This is a genomic window from candidate division WOR-3 bacterium (genome assembly GCA_039801245.1).
GTDB lineage: Bacteria > Hydrothermota > Tepidihabitantia > Tepidihabitantales > Tepidihabitantaceae > JAOABP01.
Genome location: JBDRUF010000011.1, coordinates 19,485 through 38,845 on the forward strand (window position 1 = coordinate 19,485; position 19,361 = coordinate 38,845).

At 49.8% G+C, this 19,361-nt stretch carries 23 protein-coding genes; 1 reads left to right on the plus strand and 22 read right to left on the minus strand.

Annotated features, from left to right (window positions below; translation table 11 throughout):
• Positions 1 to 116: 116 nt before the first annotated feature.
• From ABIK47_02715 to ABIK47_02805, 19 genes are all read right to left on the minus strand, one after another.
• Complete coding sequence (locus tag ABIK47_02715; GenBank protein MEO0019537.1) at positions 117 to 728, minus strand: 4Fe-4S dicluster domain-containing protein; 612 nt, start codon at positions 726 to 728, stop codon at positions 117 to 119.
• Positions 725 to 1,078 (minus strand): monovalent cation/H(+) antiporter subunit G, encoded by a 354-nt coding sequence (mnhG, locus tag ABIK47_02720; protein MEO0019538.1) that lies wholly within the window; start codon positions 1,076 to 1,078, stop codon positions 725 to 727. Before mnhG ends, ABIK47_02715 begins: the two co-directional genes overlap by 4 nt.
• Positions 1,071 to 1,322, minus strand: coding sequence for a monovalent cation/H+ antiporter complex subunit F (locus ABIK47_02725; protein MEO0019539.1), 252 nt, complete (start codon positions 1,320 to 1,322; stop codon positions 1,071 to 1,073). The genes mnhG and ABIK47_02725 overlap by 8 nt, the downstream gene beginning before the upstream one ends.
• Positions 1,323 to 1,331: 9 nt before the next feature.
• Complete coding sequence (locus ABIK47_02730) at positions 1,332 to 1,820, minus strand: Na+/H+ antiporter subunit E (GenBank protein ID MEO0019540.1); 489 nt, start codon at positions 1,818 to 1,820, stop codon at positions 1,332 to 1,334.
• Positions 1,821 to 3,326, minus strand: coding sequence for a proton-conducting transporter membrane subunit (locus ABIK47_02735; protein MEO0019541.1), 1,506 nt, complete (start codon positions 3,324 to 3,326; stop codon positions 1,821 to 1,823).
• A 2-nt stretch (positions 3,327 to 3,328) separates the two neighbouring features.
• Positions 3,329 to 3,682 carry a sodium:proton antiporter gene (locus ABIK47_02740; GenBank protein ID MEO0019542.1) on the minus strand — a complete coding sequence of 118 codons (354 nt, stop codon included), beginning with the start codon at positions 3,680 to 3,682 and terminating at the stop codon, positions 3,329 to 3,331.
• 1 nt (position 3,683) lies between these two features.
• Complete coding sequence (locus ABIK47_02745) at positions 3,684 to 4,124, minus strand: MnhB domain-containing protein (GenBank protein MEO0019543.1); 441 nt, start codon at positions 4,122 to 4,124, stop codon at positions 3,684 to 3,686.
• A gap of 2 nt (positions 4,125 to 4,126) precedes the next feature.
• Positions 4,127 to 4,672 (minus strand): hydrogen gas-evolving membrane-bound hydrogenase subunit E, encoded by a 546-nt coding sequence (gene mbhE / locus ABIK47_02750; GenBank protein ID MEO0019544.1) that lies wholly within the window; start codon positions 4,670 to 4,672, stop codon positions 4,127 to 4,129.
• A gap of 3 nt (positions 4,673 to 4,675) precedes the next feature.
• Positions 4,676 to 6,607, minus strand: a complete 1,932-nt coding sequence (locus ABIK47_02755; GenBank protein MEO0019545.1) for a complex I subunit 5 family protein — start codon at positions 6,605 to 6,607, stop codon at positions 4,676 to 4,678.
• Complete coding sequence (locus ABIK47_02760) at positions 6,604 to 7,821, minus strand: proton-conducting transporter membrane subunit (GenBank protein MEO0019546.1); 1,218 nt, start codon at positions 7,819 to 7,821, stop codon at positions 6,604 to 6,606. The genes ABIK47_02755 and ABIK47_02760 overlap by 4 nt, the downstream gene beginning before the upstream one ends.
• A complete protein-coding gene (locus ABIK47_02765) occupies positions 7,818 to 9,008 on the minus strand; it encodes a nickel-dependent hydrogenase large subunit (protein MEO0019547.1) in 1,191 nt (396 codons plus the stop codon). The genes ABIK47_02760 and ABIK47_02765 overlap by 4 nt, the downstream gene beginning before the upstream one ends.
• Complete coding sequence (locus tag ABIK47_02770; protein MEO0019548.1) at positions 8,998 to 9,450, minus strand: NADH-quinone oxidoreductase subunit C; 453 nt, start codon at positions 9,448 to 9,450, stop codon at positions 8,998 to 9,000. Before ABIK47_02770 ends, ABIK47_02765 begins: the two co-directional genes overlap by 11 nt.
• Positions 9,447 to 9,863, minus strand: a complete 417-nt coding sequence (nuoB, locus tag ABIK47_02775; GenBank protein ID MEO0019549.1) for an NADH-quinone oxidoreductase subunit NuoB — start codon at positions 9,861 to 9,863, stop codon at positions 9,447 to 9,449. The genes ABIK47_02770 and nuoB overlap by 4 nt, the downstream gene beginning before the upstream one ends.
• Complete coding sequence (locus ABIK47_02780; protein ID MEO0019550.1) at positions 9,860 to 10,816, minus strand: complex I subunit 1 family protein; 957 nt, start codon at positions 10,814 to 10,816, stop codon at positions 9,860 to 9,862. Before ABIK47_02780 ends, nuoB begins: the two co-directional genes overlap by 4 nt.
• Entirely contained in the window at positions 10,813 to 11,304 is a 492-nt protein-coding gene (locus ABIK47_02785) for a 4Fe-4S dicluster domain-containing protein (protein ID MEO0019551.1), read from the minus strand. Before ABIK47_02785 ends, ABIK47_02780 begins: the two co-directional genes overlap by 4 nt.
• Positions 11,286 to 12,887 carry a molybdopterin dinucleotide binding domain-containing protein gene (locus ABIK47_02790; protein MEO0019552.1) on the minus strand — a complete coding sequence of 534 codons (1,602 nt, stop codon included), beginning with the start codon at positions 12,885 to 12,887 and terminating at the stop codon, positions 11,286 to 11,288. The genes ABIK47_02785 and ABIK47_02790 overlap by 19 nt, the downstream gene beginning before the upstream one ends.
• Positions 12,884 to 13,699: an FAD/NAD(P)-binding protein gene (locus tag ABIK47_02795; GenBank protein ID MEO0019553.1), complete on the minus strand. Its 816-nt coding sequence runs from the start codon at positions 13,697 to 13,699 to the stop codon at positions 12,884 to 12,886. Before ABIK47_02795 ends, ABIK47_02790 begins: the two co-directional genes overlap by 4 nt.
• Positions 13,696 to 14,715 (minus strand): 4Fe-4S dicluster domain-containing protein, encoded by a 1,020-nt coding sequence (locus ABIK47_02800; GenBank protein MEO0019554.1) that lies wholly within the window; start codon positions 14,713 to 14,715, stop codon positions 13,696 to 13,698. Before ABIK47_02800 ends, ABIK47_02795 begins: the two co-directional genes overlap by 4 nt.
• A gap of 358 nt (positions 14,716 to 15,073) precedes the next feature.
• The gene (locus tag ABIK47_02805) at positions 15,074 to 16,681 is read right to left on the minus strand and encodes a T9SS type A sorting domain-containing protein (protein MEO0019555.1); all 1,608 of its coding nucleotides are present in this window, start codon (positions 16,679 to 16,681) and stop codon (positions 15,074 to 15,076) included.
• Between ABIK47_02805 and ABIK47_02810 the strand changes: the two genes are divergently transcribed.
• Positions 16,631 to 16,783 carry a hypothetical protein gene (locus ABIK47_02810; GenBank protein ID MEO0019556.1) on the plus strand — a complete coding sequence of 51 codons (153 nt, stop codon included), beginning with the start codon at positions 16,631 to 16,633 and terminating at the stop codon, positions 16,781 to 16,783. The genes ABIK47_02805 and ABIK47_02810 overlap by 51 nt on opposite strands.
• A 62-nt stretch (positions 16,784 to 16,845) precedes the next feature.
• Here ABIK47_02810 and ABIK47_02815 read toward each other — a convergent pair whose 3' ends face one another.
• The 3 genes from ABIK47_02815 to ABIK47_02825 form a co-directional block, all read right to left on the minus strand.
• On the minus strand, positions 16,846 to 17,205 hold the full coding sequence (locus ABIK47_02815) for a hypothetical protein (protein MEO0019557.1): 360 nt from the start codon (positions 17,203 to 17,205) through the stop codon (positions 16,846 to 16,848).
• 4 nt (positions 17,206 to 17,209) lie between these two features.
• A complete protein-coding gene (locus ABIK47_02820; GenBank protein ID MEO0019558.1) occupies positions 17,210 to 18,724 on the minus strand; it encodes an FAD-dependent thymidylate synthase in 1,515 nt (504 codons plus the stop codon).
• Positions 18,725 to 18,917: 193 nt separating this feature from the next.
• The coding region (locus ABIK47_02825) for a hypothetical protein (protein MEO0019559.1) at positions 18,918 to 19,361 on the minus strand (444 nt) is incomplete at its 5' end.

Genomic DNA, 19,361 nt, shown 5'->3' on the forward strand with positions numbered 1-19,361 from the left:
TTGGGTTAGTTGTAATAACATTCATATTATCAGATACTTAGCTGATTTTGCACCCCAGCCCGGGGCGAGCCCCCCAGTCACCCCCTCTCTTGTTATATTTACCGCTTAAGGGTTTTTTAATAGCCCCACTCTTCGGTCATATAGACCTTGCGCCGGCAGTCAGGGCAGAGAATCCGCATCGTTCCCGAACGGTAAGGCAGAACCCCTTGAGGCGGTTTTTCGGGCGCAGCAAGCCCAAGGCTCTGGTAAAGGGTTAAGAGGAGTGTTGGGTTGGAGTTTACCAAATCACCAACCTTGTAGGCGATGTGCAAAAGTTGCGCCTTAGTGGCAAAGGGCTCACCGCAAGCCTCACAATAGGCAAGTTCCTTTTCCACAAATGTGTCCCAATCTCCCCGCTCGGTCCGGGAAAGGTCAAACTCTGGAGTGTGATAAATAGCCTCGGTTGGACAACCTTTGACACATTGCGCGCAGTAGATGCAGCGGTCCGCATGATGGACATTGCGCATCACACCCTTTTCCCTGTCTAAGATAAGTTCGCGGGCATCGGTTGGACAGACCTGAGAGCAGGCGCCACAGCAGATGCATCTGTCTTCGTGAAATTTTAATATGCCGCGGAAGTTGGGATGGACCGAATCAACCTCTTTGGGGAAGCGGGTGGTAAACGGTCCTTTAACAACCGCCCTGACCGCCTCAATCAGTTCCCTAACCTTTGGTAATGGAATCCTCATTTTTCTTCCTCAATGATTGGTTCTGCACCACGGTCTTTGGTGAACTCATCCTTGACCGTCCCTTTCCAGAGTTTGACACCGGCAATTAAAGAACCCCGCGCAAGGGCATGGCTTGAGACCGGCACGGTTAAAAGGATGAAAGCTGCACAGATGAGCGCCTTCACTCCGAGGGGGTTGAAGCCGGAGCGGAGAAAGATGCCAATCATAATCCCGCAGACACCAAGGGTGACGCACTTGGTTGCCGCCTGCATGCGGTTGTAAAGGTCGGGAAAGCGCGCCAAGCCCAGTGCACCTAAAAGGACAAAGCCGACACCCATCCAGAGAAAGAGAAGGGCAAGGACGCTAATCATCAAGGCTCCTTTTCTCAAGGAACTTGGCAAGTGCCAATGCACCCACGAATGAGATGACCGCCAGGGCGATTGATAGATCAAGGAGATAACTCAACCGGAAACGGAGAGCCAATAATGCGGTTATTGCCGAAAACACCACACCCATCATATCAACCGCAATCGCCCGGTCAGCAATTGAGGGTCCAACAAGCGCGCGGTAAAGGCAGAAGAGCGCTGCCGGCACTAACACAATGATTGGCACCATTACATCCTCCTAATCAAAAATCCTCTTCAGGAAAAACTCAAAAGGTCCTTTAATCATCTTTGCCATCTCCTCCGGGTCATCGCTTCTGATTTCAATCCAGTGGATATAGAGCGTATCATCCTTTATCTCAACGGTTAATGTTCCTGGTGTCATCGTGATGGAATTGGCAAGGAAAACCCGGGCGATTTCGCTTTTCAGGCTGGTTTTGATTTTGACGATTCCTGGCTTCAGGTTCAAGCCTGGAGAGAGAACCCGCAGGGCAACATCAATGTTTGCCTTTAAGCACTGCCAGCCAAACACCGGGATATATACTAAGACCCAGAACCAGCGGACCGGGTTTAAAAGTTTCTTGGGCTCAACCGGCAGGTAGCCGCCAAACATTCCCGCAGCCAAAAGTGCCACTGCTGCACCGGCAATGATTTCCTGATAGTTAACTGTCCAGGAGAGAAGGAGCCAGACGATAAGTCCGGCAATGAAATAGGCAAGGCGCCGCGCCACTTATCCTCCCAGGACCAAACGGGCATATTCCAGCCCGTTTAAAAGCACCTTTGCTGCTGGACCAACAAGATGGTCCAAAACACCCTTGAAACCCAGGCCAACAACTAAGGTGAGTATTACCAGTACCATCATCGCCATAACCATCAATGCCGGTGACTCCTTTGCCCTGGTTGGCGTCTCATCTTTTTTGGCAAAGAACGCCTGATTCACAACCTTGGTCAGATAGCCCAGCGTTACCGCTGAGAAGAGCGCGGCAAGAAATGCCAGCCAGTACATCCTTGCAGAAATCGCGCCGATGATGATGAAAAGTTTTGAGAAGAAGCCGGCAAATGGTGGAATCCCAGCCATTGAGAAGGAAGCGAGGATATGGGACCAGGAGGTTACCGGCATCGTCCGTTCAAGCCCTTTGAGTTGCTCAAGGTCCCTTGTGCCGGTCTGACGCTCAACCGAGCCTGCTGAAAGAAACAGCGTGCCTTTGCCAAGGGCATGGGCGAGGATATGAAACATTGCACCGGCAACACCCCAGAAGTTGCCGATACCTAAAGCCACCAAGATATAGCCAATCTGGCTGATAGAAGAGTATGCTAAGAGCCGCTTGTAATCCTTCTGGGAATAGGCTAAAAGGCCACCTAAGACCATTGAAACCGCACCAAAGGCAATCAAAAGATTGAAGAATGCCGGTGTCTCTGCCCGGGAGACTCCAAAAACATTGAACATCAACCGGCACATCCCATAAACACCGGTAACCTTGATGAAGACGCCGGAAAGCATTGCCGAGATTGGTGCCGGAGCAGAGAAGTGGGCATCAGCCAGCCAGGCGTGAAACGGCTCCATACCCATCTTAATCGCAAAGCCAACGAGTAGCGTGGCAATCACAAACCAGTAAAACGGGGTCCTGCCCATTCCGGCAAGAACCTGGGAAAGATGGGCAAGATTCAGGGTTGAAGCCCGGGCATAAAGCAACGCGATGCCAAACAGAAGAACTGCACCCCCAACCTCACCCAAAACCATATATTTGAACGCCGCCTCCACCTCCTCCTCTTCCGTGCCAAATGCCACCAAGGCATAACTGGCAATTGCCGAAATCTCAATGAACACATACATATTGAACAAATCCCCTGATATCGCCAGACCGTTCAGACCGGCAATGAGCAAGAGGAGGAGGGTGAAAAACTTCCATCTACCAGTTGTGTAGCGGTCAAGATAGCGCACCGAGTAAATGGTGGCGCACAATCCGACGATGTTAATCACTAAAACAATCAGTGCGGTGAGGGGATCAAACCACATTGCGATGCCAATGACACGCCAGCCACCAACCCAGTAATGCATCGGCAGACCAGCAGCATTGACAATCAAAAGACCGTAAATTGAGATACCCAAAAGTGCCGAGACCACAATATTTGCTATCAGGTCGGCAAATCTTGACCACAGTTTGGAAAGCAAGGGCACCAGAAAGGCACCACCAAGCGGTAATGCCACAAACAGGGGCAGAAGTTTACCTTCCATTGCTATCCTTTCAGCCTTCTGAATTCCGAAACATCAAAGGTCTTGTACTTCTCATAAAGCCGGAGTGCCAGTGAGAGCATCAAGGCGGTTGTGGAAAGCCCGATAACAATTGCGGTCAGAACCAGCGCCTGCGGCACCGGGTCAACAAAGTTTCTTGCCACACCCATGCGCACCTGTTCCTGTTGGGTGACGATTGGTGCCAGCGCGCCCTTTTTGAACCCGACCAGGGCAAAGAAGAGATTGACCGCATACTCAATCAGACAGAAGCCAATGACAATCTTGATCAGGTTGCGTTTGGAGATGACCACATAAAGACCAATCAGAAACAAAAGGACACAGGCGATATAGGGAATCATCTTACTCCTTCATCACAAACCTTGATGCGCCAAGCGCCAGAAAGATGGCAAAGAGCCCGGCGCCAACCTTCAGTCCTATGGCAATGTTCGCAAAGGGGATGATACCGCCACTGACCAGTTGCAAGGGTCTGCCGATAAAGAAAAGTCCGGCATTGCGGAAGAAGTAGTCAGCGGCAAGATAGCCTGCCAATGCCAGGGCAATAAACCCGAGTCCGCCAAAACTCTCAAATATTGAGGAAAGGATATACTCCTTACGCTCCACCTGCTCAACCGAACCAAAGGCAAGCGAGACCAGAATTAACGCAGCGGCAATCAAAACCCCACCGGCAAAGCCACCTCCTGGTGTCAGATGTCCGTGCAGGGTAATGTAGCCACCATAGAGAATGAGCATCCCGGCCATCAAACCGGTTATCACCTTAACAATTGAAGACATCCCGCGCATAATTACAGCTCCTCGGGCTTTTTTCTTGTTACCAGCCGCATCACGGTCAAGACGCCGATAACCGCGGTGAAAAGGACCGTTGCCTCGCCCAAGGTATCATAGCCACGAAAGTCAAGAATTATTGCCGCAACCACATTTGCCGCACCGGTCCTTTCCAGACCTAACTGGACATACTCCTGCGCAATCCGCATCATCGGTTCACCAAATTTGGGCAACTCGCGCAATACACCGATGATAAGGGAAAGGAAAAGACCGCCAAACGCCAGAAAGGCGGCAATGAACATTGCGGTCTCCATCTTCAAGCCACCGGTAACGGTTGTGTCAATCTCGGTGGTGCGCAAAATTACCGCGGTGAAGAAAACAACCGTCAGGGTTTCAACAACAATCTGAACAATCGCCAAATCAGGTGCCTGGACAAGGATAAAGATTATCGCCACACTGAAACCAACTAACCCTAAGGCAACCGCAGCAGCCAGAAGGTTCTTGGTCTCACTGGCAACCAGTGCCGCTGCCAACATCACCGCCAGGAGTAAATAAAGTTCAATCATAAACTACCTCAAGAACAAGAGAAGATAAAACAATACCGCACCTAAAAACACCCAGGAGAGATAAAGCGGCAGATTACCGGTGTGAATCCTTGATAACCCGAGCCCGAAGTAATAAATCAGTTTGCCGACAAACTCGGTGAGCGCAACCAGTGCTTTGTCAACACCCTCCCGGAAAATATAGCCGATAACCCGGAAAATGCCCACAAGCCAGTTGTAGATGTCAAAAGCCCCGCGCTCGCCAAATACCAAAAGTTCACCGATGATGGGCATATGCTTGACAGAAGAGTAGAATGCGGTTCCCGTGACCCGGCTCTCTTCTAAATCAAGAATCTTTTCACCACCAACAAATGTCCTGCCAATAACCGGCTTGGCAACAGTTCCTAAAGAATAGAGAATCGCACCCAAGCCCAATGCCGCAACCAAAAGAAGTGTTGCCGGAATCGGACTCCACATCCCGAAAAGGTTCAAATCATAAAACCCTAAGCCAGGAATAATAAGCCCCCTTAAAGGCACCTGATAGGCAAAAACACCTAAGACCACGCAACCAAGCGCTAAAAGGAAAGAGGGGAGCCACATTGTCATACTCACCTCGCGCACCCGTTCAAGGTTTTCTGGTCTTTGACCAAGGAAAAGGGCATGAATCATCTTGAGGAAAGAGGCGAGGGTTAACACACTACCCAAAAGCGCAGCAACCAGAAATATGGGGAAAAGCCGATTGCCCTCAGCGCCAACGCTTAAAACCCCCTGATAAACCATCCACTTGGAGAAAAAGCCGTTTAAAGGCGGCACCCCGGCAATCGCCATTGAACAGAGGAAGAATGAGATAAATGTTAAAGGCATCTGTTTTGCCACTCCACCCAACTTCTCCAGTTCATCGGTCTTTGCCCAGTGCTCAACCGCACCGGCAGAAAGGAAAAGACCGGTCTTGTAGATGGCATGATTGAGCATATGGAAAAGCCCGCCGGCAATGCCAACCGGAATACCGGTGCCAATCCCTAAAACCATATAACCCACCTGTGAGACCGCATGGAATGAGAGAAGTTTCATTGCCCTTTTCTGAACCAGTGCCATCATCACCGCAAAGAGAATTGTTGCCGCGCCGATTGCCATTAGAACATTACGCAGAACCATATTGCTGGAGATGTCAAACATATAGACCGAAACCCGGACTAAGAGATAGATGCCTAAGAGTTTATCAAGTGAAGCTGGAATGAGCGCCATCACCGGTGCGGGTGCGGTTTCACCGGCAGTTGGAATCCAGGTGTGCAATGGCATCGCACCCGCTTTGGCAAGGGCGCCCGCAGCGAGGAGCACAAAGGCACTAATCATTGCCGGGTCATATAAGGGCATTGAAGCCCTGGGCGCCAGGTCAATCCAGCCACCGGCAACAAATGTCTTCACAATCAAAAGGACAATCCCCAAGAGCATCGCAAAGTCGGAGAGTCCAACAATGACCAGCGCCTTGCGTGCGGTCCTATAGGTATCCCCTTTACCGATTAAGAGAATCGCATATAAAATCAATAGGAGCGCACCCCAGAAGAAGAAAAGGGTTATTAGATTGGATGCCAGAACCACGCCGTTGGCAAAGGCAAGAATTAAGAGTGAATAGAGATAATAGCCACGGGTCCCTTCCCTTCCCCGCATATACCGGAAGGAATAGAAAATCACTAAAGTGGCAAATATGCTGACAAAGAGCAGAATAAATCCTGACAACTGGTCAAGCCGAAAACCAAGCGGGATACCGGCAATGTTTGCCAGTTGGAGTATTATCGGCTCACCGGTGCGAGAAACGAGGAAGAGCCTGATGGCATAATAGAGCGATGCAACCGTCCCGATGAAACTGAACTCATTCCGCAATCTGCCGATAAGGTAACCCAATAATCCGGCTGCGGCTGGTATGAGGATTATCATGATAAACGGATGGGAAAACATCATAACCCTCCCTCAAGAAACCGCACCGGCAGGAACCAGAAAATGCCAAAAATAACTGTAACTACTGCCATAATTATCACTAACGCAATTGACAGGGGCGGAATTCTATTAAAAGTGCTGTTTTGATAAGCCTTGCCAAGAAAGACCCGAGCATAAAGTCGGCTGAGATAAAGCATTGTAAAAAGAGCGGCAATAAGGGCTCCAATCCCTAATAAGATATTTTTTTGCACCGCTCCGATTACCACCCCTATCTTGGCAAAAAATCCTATTGTTGGTGGTAAACCCATTATTGATAATACCAAGACCCCAGCCGCACCGGCAAGGGCAGGAGAGTTCTGGGCAAAACCGCCTAACTTCTCCAGTTCTCCGGTTCCCCTTGAGTCCTCAATCACACCGGCGGTGAAGAATAGCCCAGCTTTAGCGACCGCATGCGCCAAAACATATAAAAGTCCGCCCATTACTCCGTAATAACCGGCAACGGCAAATCCTAAGAATATGAAGCCCAGCTGACCAACAGTTGAATAGGCAAGGGTCTCTCTGATTGTTTTAGTCGTAAGTGCAACACCACCGGCGACAAGACCAGAAGCAACAGCCAGTGTTGCGCTCACAAGGAAAAAGGGTCCAGCGACCTTTACAGTCAATACAAACAATTTAAGGAACAGAACCAGACCGAGATTTTCTGCAACTCCAGAAAGAAGCGCACAGGCCGGTGCCGGTGCCTGGCGATATGCCTTTGGCAACCAGATGTATAAAGGAAGGGTTGCGGACTTAGCAAGAATACCTATAAGCACCAGAATCGCCGGGAAGAAGGGAAGTGGTTTGCCGGCAAGATCCTGAAGAGCCCAGCTCCCCTCTTGAATCTGAATCAAAACCAGGCCAATTAGCATTACTGCAGCAGCAGCAAAATTTATGTAAAGCGCCCACAACCCCGCCTCGACGCCTTCTTTATTACGGAAATAACTTACCAGCCGCCAGAGTGCAACTGTTGCCAGTTCCCAGAAAACAAATATCAAAAGCAAATCATGGGCAAAAACTACACCTAAACCAGCACCGACCAAGACAATTAGGAATATGTAGTACTCTCCGAGCCGCCCGTTGTTGCCTTTTATGCTTGTTATAGAATACAACAAAGCCATCAGCCCGATGAATACAAAAATCCCGGCAAAGAATAACTCCTGTCTGCCAATACCAAAACTGAACCAAGAACCGAAGTTCATTTGAACCTCTCCCTAAGCCTTTCTGTCTTTTGCCAGGAGAGCCGTAAAAGTTCTTTGCCCGAGTATTTTAATTTCCCATCTTCAAAGGCTGCCATCCGCTCGGTGCAACAGTAACAGGGGTCAACCGCCGCAAGGGTGAGCGCCGCATCGGCAATAGAACCACCCTTAACTGCCACAACATTCGAGGCGATGTTCATATAACTGGGCGCCCTGATTTTATGCCGCAAAGGACGGTTAGAGCCATCAGAGCGAATGTAGTGGAATACCTCACCGCGCGGTGCCTCGGTTCTACCGATGCCTTCACCTGGTGGAATTTCATCAATCCTTGTATCAATCGGTCCGTCAGGCAGGTTGCCCAGGCAACCCCGGATAATACGAATTGACTCAAAAATCTCAAGAAGTCTGACCTTGGCTTTGGCAAAGACATCACCTTCAGGTAAAACGACAACATTCCAGGGAATTTGGTCATAGGCGCAATGTGGATCATCCCTTCTGACATCAATATCAACCCCCGAGGCTCTTGCAGTTGGACCAACGACCGACCAGGCAAGCGCCTGCTCTTTTGTAAGAACACCAACGCCCTCAAGCCGTGCCCTTATCACCGGGTCATCAAGAACCGCTTTTGTCAACATCAGCGTCTTCTTCTCCACCAAATCTAAGGCTGCCCTGATTTCCGGAATATATTCAGGTTTTATATCCCAGCGCACGCCACCAGGTTTGTTTGCTGCATAATGGTTGCGGTTCCCGGTAATCATCTCAAAAACCTGCAGAACATGCTCCCGATAGCGCCATGCCCACATCCACACCGTATTGTAACCGATGAAGTGCCCGGCAAGTCCAACCCAGAGAAGATGGGAGTGAATACGCTCAAGTTCGTGGATAATGCTCCGGATGTAATTTGCCCTTGGTGGCGGCTTGATGCCGGCACAATCTTCAATTGCCAAAACCGCTGCGAGTGGATGAGAATTAGAACAGATCCCGCAGATGCGCTCAACTAAGAAAGGCACCTGTTCATAGGTCAGTTCCGGGGAGATGAACTCGTGCCCGCGATGGTTGTAGCCTAAATGAATCTCTAAGTCTACAACCGTTTCGCCTTCAACAATCAGTTTAAAGAACTCCGGCTCTTCCTGAAGTGGATGATAAGGACCAATTGGAACTATGCGCCTGGTCTTGGTTTCATCGCTCATGAGATTCGCTCCTGTTTTCGTAATCCCGGCGCAAAGGATAGCGGTCTGCTTCCCAGTTGGTATCCGAGGTTAAAAACGGCGTTAGGTTGGGATGTCCGACAAAATCTATTCCAAGCAGTTCGTGCATCTCCCTTTCAATCCATTGTGCGGCTGGAAACCAGGCGCCCTGCGAATCAATCTTTGGGTCGTCCTTAGGTGCAAAAACCTTTAAGGTATAGATGGTACCAGTTTTATCCTCAGAAAAATGATAAAGAACCTCAAACCCATCCCGGGTATCAATACCTGTGCATATAGAAAGCCTCATTCCCAACTCTTTATGGAGGAATTGGGCTATCTTTGTTAGTTCTTCACGCGGAATGGTCAGATAAAGACGCCGTGGATTTTTCTCAAATACTTGAACCTCGGGGAAGCGTTCGCGGATAAGGATAAGTGAATTGCTCATAGCTTGCTCAATGCCTTTACAATTCCCATTATCATCGCCTCAGGTTTGGGCGGACAGCCTGGAATATAGGCATTAACCGGGATGTATTTGTCATAAGGACCAACCGCATTGTAGGAATTGCGGAAGATATGGCAGTTACAGGCGCAAGTACCGATGGCAATCACGAGGCAGGGTTTTGGAGTCTGTTCATAAACTTCCAGGACCCTTGGCAACGACTTTCTATTAATCACACCAGTCACTAAAAGTGCATCCGCATGCCGAGGAGAACCCACAAGAACCGCGCCAAACCGCTCCACATCATAGCGTGGGGTCAAAAGTTCCAGAATTTCAATATCACAGTTGTTACATGATGCCGCAGCGAGGTGGTAAACCCAAGGTGACTTCTTTAATCCCCAGACTCTTAAATCTTTCATAAGCCAATAAATGCCAGAACCAAACCAACTATTCCTAATGGCGCAAGGATAAACCAGAAAAATGTCAGCGCCTGATGAATGGTCAGGCGAGGGTTGGTATTTTTCATCAGGACAACTAAAACCACAATCAAGAGAAACTTGAGAATCGCCCACCAGTCGCCAATACCACCCCACAACACCGTGAGAAGAAAGAGCGGCAGGAGGACAAACATCATTGCCCGGGTAATTCTGAAAGCGGCAAGGGGCGCACCTGAATACTCCACAATCACCCCAGACATAATCTCCTGCTCTGCCTCTGGTATATCAAACGGCACATAGCCCAATTTTGCCTGAATCACAAATAGGATAATAATTGCCGCAATCACCCCGGAAATGGAATAGAGGAAAGGACCAAACTGTTGTTGATAGGCAATTAGTCCGCCGAGCCGCAGTGCGCTGGCAACATCCCATTTCTGCGCCACTTTGACAATTGGAACAAGTAATGCCAAGACAAACGGCAGTTCATAGCCAAGATAAAGTGTCATCTCCCTTGAGGCACCAACCGCCGCCACCGGATTCCTTGAGGCGGAGGCACCGATGATAAAGGCTAAAGGAACCAGGGCAAAGGAGTACAGGATTACGATGATATCGCCGACAAATGATGTCCTTTGCGCAACAACCACACCGAGGTTGCTATAGAAAAGCATAACCGCCACCAAACTCATTCCGGCGATCCCCACAAGGGGAGCAAAAAGGAACACCGTTCGTGCCGCACCTGTGGGGACAATTGTCTGTTTTAACAAGAGTTTTAAAACATCGGCAAATGGCTGATAAAAAGGCGGACCTTTGCGCCACTGGACCCGGGCAGAAACAAATCTATCAACCCAGGTGAGAACCAGACCAGCTGCCGGTACAACAATTACTGTTCCCACGAACGCAATCACCAGCCGCCAGCCTGAAAGCCAAGCGCTCATACTCGCCTCCAGAAAGGCATCCGTGCGCCTACACGCTTGCCTACCATTTGTTCCGGTAACTCCTTTTCTTCAATAAACTGCAGGGCACCGGTAGGACAGGTGGCAGCGCATCGCGGACCATCCTCGCGGTCATAGCAGAGGCTACATTTCTGCGCCATCCTTCTCAAAAGTTCCTTATCAAGGACACCAAATGGACAGGCAAGGATACAGGATTTGCAGCCAACACAGTGCAAAACCGACTTGACCACAATTCCCCGCTCCTCATCCTTCTTAATTACCTGAAATGGGCAGGCGGCAGCGCATAACGGCTCCTCACAATGACGGCAGGACAAAGGGATAAGCGCTGTCTCGCTAACCTCAGCATATCTAACCCGCGCCTCACCTTTGAACCGGCTCCGGCAGGCTGCCTCACATGCCCGACAGCCAATACAATAGTCCAAGCGGACAAAAAGCCTTTTCTTCTGTTGTTTTACACCTGCGCTCGCCATATTTCAACCTTGGTTGGCGGAATTGTAACTATGCCACTCTTATCGTCAACTTCTACCGAAAACAGCGCCCGGTTTTTATGGTTATTAACGCCAATACTTACCACACCAGCCGGCACTCCTGACGTTGGGTCGCACTGAAACCTCAATTCACTTGTGGGGCTTTTTACCACAACCCATTCCCCCTCCTTAACATTAAGTTTGTTGGCATCACCCGGGTTAATACCAATTTTATCCTCTTGCTCAAAGAAACCGCCAACACCAAAAGCCTGCTTTTCCCCTAATAGGAAAAAGCCATCACCTTCAAAAGAGGGGATGTTGTACTCGGCGGCAAACTGTAAAACTTCTGCTACAGAGAACCTTTTCCTTTCTGGTAAGGGAAGGGGTTGGATTTCTTTACCCGCAATCTTTTTTACAATCTCGGCTAAAGATTTTGTCCCGCTCACCGGAGGGGCAAGCGGCTCCCGGTTCGCCTCTCCCCAGAGCGTCTCTGCCCTGCCCTTTTTTTCGTATTCGCTGGGCACAGGTAAAACCAGACCTGGTAATGGGTTCGCAGGGCGAAAGATGCTTGATGCCACCCGGAACCTAACATTCTTCATTTCAGGGAACACCTCAGGGTAGGAGTAAGGAAAAAGCCCACCAAACCAGAAAAGCATCTTGATTTTACCCTGGCTAATCTTTTCCCTTAACTTGCCAAAGGAAATTTTGCCCTCAGGAACCAGCGCCTCAGTAAAGCCGGTAAAGGGCTTGTTCGCCTTTAACGCCACCAGTTGCGCGCACAGGCTGTGTAAAAGGGGATTATACACCCTGCCCAAAAATGCCGAGGCGCCAACAAAACCGCTATTAGTGTTTTTAAGGATTTGCGCCGCCTGCTCAATAATACCACGCTGAACCCCGGAACGCTGAACACAATCATCAATATTTATCCTTAAGTTCGGGTCTAAAATCCCGGCAATGGCAAGGAGGGCAAGGTATTCTCTCCCAGGTCTTACCTGAATAAATATATGGGCAAACCCTGCCTGTTTGGTTTTGATGGAGTCAATCACAATGAGCCGGCTGGTTTTCTCCGCATAGCGCGCCTCGAGCAGCGGTTTTGCTGCTACTGGTGAGGTGCTGAAGACATCACCAACAAGGATGGTTGCCCTTGAGGCGGTAATATCATCAAGTTTTGCCTGTTTTACACCCTCCAGTTGGTACCAGAAATAGTTGCTCGGCTCAAGATAGCCGCAGGCAATGCTTTCTATTCCTAAAGCCCCTGCCAAACCGTAAACAATTTTTATCTCCTCATCCTGTAATCCGCGGCTGTAAACAATCGCAATCTCCTCAGGCAAACACTGGGAGCGCCACTCCTTGATAAGACCAAAAGCCCTTTCCCAGTTTATCTCCTTGCCATCAAGAAGTGGATAACAGAGCCTTTTCGGATGGTCAATGACAATATTGGCGCTGTTTCCCCGCGGGCATAACCGACCGTGATTGGGCTCAACATCTGTTAAATATTCAATCCGGTACTGATACCCATCATAACTGACACCCACACGGCAACCATTAAGGCAAAGCGGGCAAACAGTTTTCCTTAACTCGCTCACAGGAACGGCTCCTCAATGTCTTTAATCTGCTCCCAGGTGAGAACCGGACCATCCTTGCAGGTAAAATAAGGACCTAACCGGCAGTGTCCGCACTGACCCAGTCCGCAGGACATATTCATCTCCATTGAGAGGTAGATTGAACCTCCTGGGAACCCGGCTTCAAGCAGTTTTTTGGTGACAAATTTCATCATTATCGGTGGTCCGCATACCACCGCCACACTCTTTTTCACATCGCAGGGGATCTCATCCATCAGGCAGGTGACAACACCCACCTTCCGCTCCCAGGGTTCATCCGCCGCATCAACCGAAAGGTCAATATCAACACCCTTTATTTTCTCCCACTCTTTCAGCTGTTTCTTATAGACAATATCTTTGGGCGTGCGCGCGCCGTAACGGAGAAATATTCTACCATATTTCTTCTTCTCCTCGGTCAACGCCAGAAACAGCGCCCGCAGAGGGGCAAGACCAACGCCACCACCAACAATATAGATATCCCTGCCTTCAAACTCCTTTAACGGATAGGGCTTGCCATAAGGACCGCGAATCCCCAATAAATCCCCTGGTTTTTTGGTAAAAAGCGCCCCGGTTGCCCTGCCAACACGCATAATTGTCATCTCCAGGGTTTCCCGTCGAAAATGGGATGACGATGGTGTAAATGGCGCCTCGCCAAATCCAGGGATGGTCAGTTCCACAAACTGACCGGCAAGAAATGGTATCTCCCTCTCCGGCTTTAAGACAAATGTCCTGATATTGGGTGTCTCCTCAATCACATCCAGTATCTTTGCCTGAACCGGTTGATAGGGATTGCTCATAACTGTCCTAAGATATTACGGATATCTATTCTGCCCATACAGGTGGAAAAGCAGCGCCCGCAACCAGAACAGGCGTAAAAACCGTTCTGATTTTTTGAATGCATAAACTTGCAGTGAAACCGGTTGATGAAGCGGTCAATAAACCTTGCCCTGGGGTTGGCACCGCCACCAACCCGGGCATACATCGGAAGATAGCAGAAATCCCAGACCCTACTTCTTTCAAACCTTTCCGCATTCCCCTGGTCATAAAGAAGAAAGCAGAAGCAGGTCGGGCAGGTCAAAAGGCACCCAAAGCATTCCACACAATCCCTTGCCGCATCAATCCAGAATCTCTTGTCAGCGGTTTTATCAGCAATCGCCTGGGCCAGGTTTGGGTTCCAATCCTTAGGGTTCTGCTCTTTAAGAATCCGCATCGCCTTTTGCCGCTGCTCCTCCCTTTTGGCAATTTGGCTGTCTGTTGCCTTTTGCAACCCATTTTCCATCTGCATCAGTTCTGCCCCGCGTTCAGAAAGAGCCTCAATCAGCCAGCCATCATCAATGACGGTCAAACTCAAATCCACATCCTCGGTTAAAAATGGCTTTAACCCTAAAAGGTTGCAGAAGCAGGTCCTTTCCGGTGCCGGGCAGTCTGCACCAAGAAGAATGGTGTTATTTAACCTCTGGGCAAAAAACGGGTCGGCAAACTCACCTTCAAGAAACATCCTTTTATGAACCGCAATACCGCGCAGGTCACACCCCTTAACCCCAAAAAGGAGGGTGGGTTTCATCTTAGTTTCTGGTTCAACCGGCTCAGGAAATGAGGCGACCCTTTCCCGCGGTGAAAAGAAAAACGGCTTGATTGGCTCCGCTGCACGGATTTTCCTTAAAGCCAGTTGCTCAATATTGAAATCATTAGCGTCATACCGCTGCCAGTGAACAGCCTCGTCAACCTCTCTCGGATAAAAAAGATTGAACCTGCCTGCCAGACTGGCAAGCCAAGAGGAACACCTGTGATTGGGTAGAAAATATGCGTCCAAGAAGTGAAATATATAAACCTTGCCCCTCCTGTCAAGAAAAATCTAACAGGACTGAAAAAGACCAAAAGAGGGGCTTCCCTTCAATCTGGGATAAGAAAACTCTCCCTATTAGGTAGAAAAATTACAGGTGATTTTATTTTCTATCACCTTAATTCTCCAGATGTTGAACAAATTTTATGCAATTTTTGCCCCCGTCCCCTCCACCCTCTCCCCCGCTGTTATCCAAATGCCTGCCCAGAGGTCTGTCTGGGATAGATTCCTTTTTGATTTAGTCAGGCGATTTTTCCGGTTTCCTCGGTTTTAGTCAAAACCTCCCTAATCCGCGGTCTTTATCTGATAGGGAAATCTCCCACCCTTTTTATTTCTGGATGACAAACCTGCCCGACCTCTGGTTCTTCTGGACAAGGAAATATGTCCCTGTGGTCAAGTTGCTTACATCAACACTCGCCTCGGTTTCCCCGGCAATAATTTCAACTTCCTTAACCACCCTGCCCGAGACATCACAAACCTTCAGCCTTTCACCCCGGTTCAGAGCCTGCCCGAAAACAATCCTTATCTTTCCTTTTGCCGGGTTGGGCACAATCTGGTTTTTTTGATCCCGGTGTGGTTCGGATTCTTCAAAAATCCCGGTGGGGTTCCCGATGAAAAAGGGTCTTGGTGTCAGCGCAGAAGCCGCCTCCCCTCCCTGAAAAACGGTATAGCGAAGATAACATTCCCGGGAACTGACACTTTCCGGCACAAGCCACTGAAACCTGCCGTTATTGCGCAAACTGTCAGCAATCATCTGCCAAGGACCCTGGGGTCCGGTTGTGGAAAGTTCTATCCTTACCCTGCTGGACTCGGCAAGAGGCGCCTCGCTCCACCAGTCAATAAATTGCACCGAGTTGTTCCAGAACCGCTCACCGCCACGCGGAAATACCGGGAAGATTCTTAAACTTTCCCTTGGGGTTGTTTCCTTATAGGCATGAGCCCAGTTGCGGTAATTGGGCCAGGTTCCCTCCTCAATTATAATCGCCATATCCGGTCTGCCGTTGTGGTCAAAATCTGCACCCGTGCGAAAAGCCTGATACCTTCCTGGCGAATTTGTGGTGATATCTGCTGCCTGGGTCCAGTTTCCCTGTCCATTACCGGTCCAGACGGTCAGATGACCACCACCAAGAGCCAAAACATCAACAAAACCGTCGCAGTTCATATCACACAACTGGGTGCCACGATAGTTGCCGCTTGCGGGCAAGCCATTGGAAAAAGTCTGCCAGATTTGCGCTGAGTCGTTATAGACCCAGACCTCAACCCCGCCCTGAGAGTTGCAGAAGGCAACATCAAAACCGCCGTCATTGTCAACATCGCCGGGTGAGATTCCGTATAACCCGTAGTTGGAACGGGGCAACCCGGAATCACCAGGATAAAACCCGCCGGTGCCATCACCAAAATAGACCGCTGGTCCTCCGGTTGCAGAGATTATGTCCGGATTGCCATCCCGGTTCACATCCCGGAAATAGAACTCCATATTGCTGTTAATGCTCTCGGGTGTACCAAAACTCTTTCGCCAGGTACCGGTGCCCAGATTGAGATAAACCCTTAATCCCACACCAGAGCCAAATGAGCAGGAGCCAACATCCAAATCGCCATCATGGTCAACATCGGCAAAGTCTGTGGAAAACATCCCCCAGCAGGCACCACCAGGCATCAGGCTATCATCCCAGGCGGTCCAAAATCTGCCGGTACCATCCCCCAGCGCCACCTCAAGCATATCATTGCCCAAATCCTCACCAGAATAGTTGTGATGCATCCCATAACCAACATCCCAGTACCCATCCCAATTGACATCACCTATCGCAATTCCGCCATAACCGAAATTGCCATACTGGTAAACGCTCCAGGTGCCCTGGCCATTACCAAACCAGACCATCACCCCGTGCTCCTCGGTGTTGATATACGGGCTGCCGTGGTCGCCAATGGAAAGGATGTCAACATTGCCGTCGTTGTTGACATCGGCAAACTCCAGTTCGGTCCTGCCACCCTCAAGCTGGGGATACTGAAACCCGTTGGAGCATTCAATATAACTTAACCGGGCAAAGGCAATCCCTGCACTTAGTGCAATTAATAAAAGGGAGCGCGTCTTGCCTCCTTTTATTTCTGCGGTTTCCTTAAACTCAGTTTTAACTGATTTTCACTTGTGGCAACAATCTTGTACAGCCTTGCCACCGGCAGCAAATAGTCGGCAAAAAGGAGGAGAATGCCGACTCCCAAGAGAATCTGCCTGATCAGTCTGCTTGAGCCGGTTTCAAAAAAATCTATTCGCAAAGGATTCGCCCACATAATGATGGCAATCGCCAGGATGGCAAAAACGGTGATATTGGCGGCAAGGCGCAAGCCCATCTGCAGGCGCACCCGCCTGATTACTGCCGGTTCGCTGATGACCAGTTCTGGCTCCTGCCTTTTCACCGCCTCTTTCAACTCCTCAAAGTTAGTTATCACTTTGGAGTTCATAGTTTCACTTTTTAATCTCTCTTGGCTCGGGCAACTTCAGTTCAGTTACCTTAGGCGGTTTGCCAAAAAGTTCCTGATAAACCTTGGGATAGTTGTCCTTGCCCCCTGCCAAAAGAAGCGTCAATGGCATCACATTCTTTGCCTGCTCTACCATCCTACTGACAACGTCTCTAATGTCCCATTGGGCTGACTTGTCCTGGCGTAGGCGGGAAAGGTGATAAAGTTCGCGCGCATTCAGGGTAACCAGAACCCGACGCTGATGGGCATTGGTCAAAACATACTGGGCCGCTACCGGATTCACCTTGGCAATCTTGTCATAAACATCCTCGGTGAGCGCCAAGAGCTCCTTGAAAGCCTTGTGCTCCTTGAGTTCAGCGATTGAGACCGGAATCGTCCAGCCCAAATCCGGGTCATAGGGCTGGGTGGTGATGGTTGTCAGGCGGTGCCTTTTCAGCTGGGCAAAACAGGCAGCAGAGATGATGAGTTCAAATGTGAGATAGAGGTGCTCAAACTCCCGCAAAACCGCATCATAAGCTTGCAAGTCCTGACAGGCAAGTTTGAAAATCTCCTTTTTCCGTGCGAGGGTCTGCTTTTCTGAACGGGAAAAACACTCCGCATACGATGCCTGAGAGGTGGTGTGCATCAATGTCGCCAGCAGTTTATTGTCCGCATTCTGAGTATAATCAACCAAGACAACATCTGATGCGGACATCGCAATCAGATTTCTTGGTCGCCGCGGAAACGGTCGCTGCATAAAGACCGTGGCAAACTCCTTGAGCCGAGAATAGGTGTTGCGCTCATAATCGGTTGGTCCGGTAAATATCAAAAGTGAGGGTGCCACCGTTTCTGCCTGATGGTAAAGCTCATCTGCCAACGCCCGCACCTCGGCAAGCTCATTTGCCGCCAGCCGGCGTAGCATCAGCTCCAGGGTTCGGGCATTAACGGTCATTCCCAACTGGGTCTGGGTCGCCAGACTGGTGATATAACGGGCATCCTCCTTGGCTAAATTCTCCAGCCGGTCTGGATGCTCCTTCAGTTCAGGTCGGGTGCGGGCAAAATGACCCTTCAGTTTCTCAATCAGCTGATTATAGGTCTGATTCTGGAGCCGAATGATGTTTAAATAGTCACTCAAATAATCTGAATTCTGAATCTCGGGCGGCACGAGAAAATGGTTCTCCAGCCGGACATAACGCTGGGAACGCTCGGTAAAGGATGCCAGGCGGTGATGCTCAATCGCCTCAACAGCCAAGCGGGAAACATCCTCAATGTCAAAGTTAAATACCGCATGCTCCGCGATAGAGTGATGCCCCATCTCAAAAACAATCGTCTGATTGGACTGCCGCGCCTTTTTCAACTCCCGCCTTGCCTCAGAGCGCAGTTCATCAACCGGTTTGGTGCTTCTACTCACCCGGGCATAGGCAGCAGCGATTGTCTCGGGCGTCGGCACCACCCGACGGTTCTTTATTAAGGTCTGAATCAAATCCTTTTCAATATTATAACCAGCAAGCCTGACCTTCATATCCTTCACAGGATATTCAACCCGCCCTGACTGTCAATCAAATCAGAGCTCGTTCCTTGCATTCTGCCTTTTAACCTTTGTATTGCGCGTACACCTCTCTTTCCAACCGAAATAGAAGGATACTTGCTCCTTGCTCGGGTCGGGTTTTTGACCTTTGCCTCACCTGAAGAGAGTCAGTTTCTCCTCCTCCTCCTTATCTTTCCATTTCTGGTTTTGGCGGGTTCTTCATCTGTTCATAGCGGGCTCTGCCAGCAGCGGTGCGGAAATCAAGACCCTGCGCCTTGCCCTCACGCTCAAGTTGGAGCATACAGCCGGCAAGGAAGTCATCATCAAGCATTCTGCCCGCAAGTTCTCCGGTCTTTGGTTGCTCAACCGGCATCATCCTTCTTGTTGCCTCTGCTGAGACATCCTGCCGCTCGCCGGTAACCTGCCAGTAGACCTCCATTCCGGGCTTGCCGCCAATCACAAACCGGTTGCCAGATATTTTCTCGGCAACATAGACATCAGAAGAACCAACTCCGGTCAGCTGGATGTGCGGGTTTCGGTTAAGCGCGGAGAAGTAGTCAGGCAGTTTCACCTCGGCTCTGCCCGAGGCATCAAGGATAACGCTGCCGCGATAAATGTTGAGCATCTCTGG